The organism is Kineococcus vitellinus (assembly GCF_009906315.1).
GTDB lineage: Bacteria > Actinomycetota > Actinomycetes > Actinomycetales > Kineococcaceae > Kineococcus > Kineococcus vitellinus.
The window spans coordinates 1-3,253 of the sequence record NZ_JAAALL010000391.1 but is presented as its reverse complement, the minus strand read 5'-3'; the positions used below and the strand labels follow the sequence as shown (position 1 = coordinate 3,253).

The 3,253-nt window shown below is 72.9% G+C and carries 3 protein-coding genes; 2 read left to right on the top strand and 1 reads right to left on the bottom strand.

What is annotated here, in order from left to right; genetic code table 11:
* Window positions 1-48: 48 nt before the first annotated feature.
* Entirely contained in the window at window positions 49-1,707 is a 1,659-nt protein-coding gene (locus tag GTQ99_RS21365) for a catalase (RefSeq protein ID WP_166617711.1), read from the top strand.
* Window positions 1,708-1,779: 72 nt separating this feature from the next.
* Here GTQ99_RS21365 and GTQ99_RS21360 read toward each other — a convergent pair whose 3' ends face one another.
* The gene (locus tag GTQ99_RS21360; protein ID WP_166617710.1) at window positions 1,780-2,205 is read right to left on the bottom strand and encodes a winged helix-turn-helix transcriptional regulator; all 426 of its coding nucleotides are present in this window, start codon (window positions 2,203-2,205) and stop codon (window positions 1,780-1,782) included.
* An 88-nt stretch (window positions 2,206-2,293) separates the two neighbouring features.
* On the opposite strand from GTQ99_RS21360, the gene GTQ99_RS21355 reads away from it, so the two are divergent.
* Window positions 2,294-3,166 carry an SDR family oxidoreductase gene (locus GTQ99_RS21355; protein WP_166617709.1) on the top strand — a complete coding sequence of 291 codons (873 nt, stop codon included), beginning with the start codon at window positions 2,294-2,296 and terminating at the stop codon, window positions 3,164-3,166.
* Window positions 3,167-3,253 lie beyond the last annotated feature (87 nt).

The window sequence follows — 3,253 nt, the reverse complement described above, 5'->3', positions numbered from 1 at the left end:
CTCCACCGCCCACCCCCAGCAGCACCCCGCAGAACGAGAGGAAGTGCGATGACCGACGTCGCGAGCCAGCCCTCGGCGCCCGGAGACGAGCGCCCGGTCCTGACCAACCGGCAGGGCCACCCGGTCTACGACAACCAGAACCAGCGCACCGTCGGCGCCCGTGGCCCGGCCACGCTGGAGAACTACCAGTTCCTCGAGAAGATCAGCCACTTCGACCGCGAGCGCATCCCCGAGCGCGTCGTGCACGCGCGCGGCACCACCGCGTACGGCTACTTCGAGGCCTACGGCTCCCTCGGCGACGAGCCGATCGCCGAGTACACCCGCGCGAAGCTGTTCCAGGAGGCGGGCAAGCGCACCGACCTGGCGATCCGCTTCTCCACCGTCGCCGGCGGCCGGGACTCCTCGGAGTCCGCGCGCGACCCGCGCGGGTTCGCGGTGAAGATGTACACCGAGGAGGGCAACTGGGACCTCGTCGGCAACAACCTGGGCGTCTTCTTCCTGCGCGACGCGATCAAGTTCCCCGACTTCATCCACTCGCAGAAGCCAGACCCGGTGACCTTCGAGGCCTCCGTGGCCCAGCGGGCGTTCGACTTCTTCAGCCAGACCCCCGAGGCCATGCACATGGTCACGCTGGTCTTCAGCCCCCGCGGCACCCCGGCGTCCTACCGCTTCATGCAGGGCTTCGGCGTGAACACCTACAAGTGGGTGAACGCGCAGGGCGAGACCGTGCTGGTGAAGTACCACTGGCTGCCGAAGCAGGGCGTGAAGTCGTGGACCGCGGCCGACGCCGCGGCCGTGCAGGCGCAGACCCTGGGCGCGCACACCAAGGACCTCTACGACGCGATCGAGGCCGGCGACTTCCCCGAGTGGGAGCTGCACGTGCAGATCATGGAGGACCACGAGCACCCCGAGCTGGACTTCGACCCGCTGGACGACACCAAGGTGTGGCCCGAGGAGCTCTTCCCGCTGCGCCCGGTCGGCCGGATGGTCCTGGACCGCAACGTGACGGACAACTTCTCCGAGAACGAGCAGATCGCCTTCGGCACCGGCGTGCTGGTGGACGGCCTGGACTTCTCCGACGACAAGATGCTCGTCGGCCGGACGTTCTCCTACTCCGACACCCAGCGCTACCGCGTCGGCCCGAACTACCTGCAGGTGCCGGTGAACCGCCCCAAGGTGGCGGTGAACACCAACCAGCAGGGCGGCCAGATGTCCATGGGCCGCGACAACGTGGGCTCCAACCCGCACGTGAACTACGAGCCGTCGATCACGGGGGGCCTGCAGGAGGCCACCTACCCCACGCACGACGAGCAGGGCCCGGTCATCAGCGGCCGCCTGACCCGCAAGCGCATCCCCCGCACCAACGACTACAAGCAGGCCGGCGAGCGCTACCTGCTCTCGCAGCAGTGGGAGAAGGACGACCTGGTGGCGAACCTGGTCGGCGCGCTGCAGCAGTGCAACCGCGAGATCCAGGAGCGCATGGTCTGGCACTTCCTCATGTGCGAGGACGAGTACGGCCTGCGCGTGGGCGAGGGCCTGGGCATCTCCCCCGACGACGTGCGCCACCTGCCGCCGCTGGCGACGCAGACGCTCAGCGAGGAGGAGCAGGCCCGCCTGGCCAACCTCGGCAAGAACGGGACCCGCGACGTCTCCAGCCTCACGATGACGCACTGCGTGCCCAACGAGCACGTCAGCGTCGCCGGCTGAGCGCACCCCGCAGCACGACGGGCGCCGTCCCCCTCGGGGCGGCGCCCGTCCGCGCGTCGGGCCCTGCGGTGGTCAGCGGGTGGCCGGGGCCGCGCCGTCCTGCCGCGCGGCGTGGGCCTCCCGGGCGGCCTGGACCTGGGCGGCGGAGGCCTCGAGCAGGTCGGCCAGCTCCCGCAGCCGGCCCGCCACCGCGGTCCCCAGCGGGGTGAGCGCGTACTCCACCCGCGGCGGGATCGCCGTGACGACCTCGCGGGTGAGCATCCCGTCGCGCTCCAGGGCCTGCAGCGTCTGCGAGAGCATCTTCTCGCTGACGCCCTCCACCTTGCGCCGCAGCGCGTTGAAGCGGTAGCCGCCCTCCCCCAGGGCCAGCAGGACCAGCGAGGCCCACCTGCCGGTGACGTCCTCGAAGGCGGCGCGGGAGGTGCAGCCGCGGGCGAAGACGTCCACGACGAGCTCCTGGGTCGGCTCCTCCCGGGTCGGCTCCCCGGCGCGCGTCATGCCCCGATGGTAGGCACCTGCGGGAAGAGGGGGCGCTCCCTCGGGGTTGGCGCTGTCGAAAGCACAGTGCCAACCCCGGGAGAGCGCCATGACCACGTACGCCGTCACCGCCGCCAGCGGCCAGCTGGGCCGCCTCGTCGTCGAGGAGCTGCTCGCGCGCGGCGTCGCCCCCGGCGACCTCGTCGCCGTCGTGCGCACCCCCGCCAAGGTCGACGACCTCGCCGCGCGCGGCGTGCAGGTCCGCCGCGGCGACTACTCCGAGCCCGCCTCCCTCGGCCCGGCGCTCGCGGGCGTGGACCGGCTGCTGCTGATCTCCGGCGACACCCCCGGGCAGCGCCCGGCCCAGCACGCCAACGTGGTCGAGGCCGCGAAGGCCACCGGCGTGCAGCGCATCGCCTACACCGGCCTGCTGCGCGCGGACACCTCCGGCAGCCCGCTCGCCCCCGACCACGCGGCCACCGAGGAGCTCCTGGCCGCCTCCGGCATCCCGACGACGCTGCTGCGCAACGGCTGGTACCTGGAGAACCACCTGGCCTCCCTGGGGCAGCACCTGGCCACCGGCGAGGTCGTCGGCGCCGCCCACGACGGGCGCATCTCCGCGGCCACGCGCGCCGACTACGCCGCCGCCGCCGCGGCCGCGCTGCTGGCCGACGACCGCGAGGACCACGTGTACGAGCTCGGCGGCGCCTCCTTCAGCCTCGCCGAGCTGGCCGCCACGATCACCGAGGTCACCGGCACCCCCGTCGCCTACCGCGACCTGTCCACCGAGGAGTTCGCGCAGCACCTGCGCGGGGCCGGCCTGGACGAGGGGACCGCCGGCTTCGTGGCGGCCCTGGACGCCTCCACCGCGGCCGGCGACCTGGAGACCGACAGCGACGACCTGGCCCGCCTCATCGGCCGCACCCCCAGCACGCTCGCCGAGGCCGTCCGCGCCGCCGCCTCCGCCGCCGCCTCCTCCTGACCCTCGTGCGGTGATCTTCCACGGTGCACCGTGGAAGATCACCGACTGGAGGAGGAGAGGGGGGCGGGCGGCCGCGCCGTGCGGGAG

Bases quoted from the DNA above. Each gene is read 5' to 3' on its own strand.
- GTQ99_RS21365 (WP_166617711.1), top strand. From the start codon at position 49: ATGACCGACGTCGCGAGCCAGCCCTCGGCGCCCGGAGACGAGCGCCCG.
- GTQ99_RS21355 (WP_166617709.1), top strand. From the start codon at position 2,294: ATGACCACGTACGCCGTCACCGCCGCCAGCGGCCAGCTGGGCCGCCTC.
- GTQ99_RS21360 (WP_166617710.1), bottom strand. From the start codon at position 2,205: ATGACGCGCGCCGGGGAGCCGACCCGGGAGGAGCCGACCCAGGAGCTC.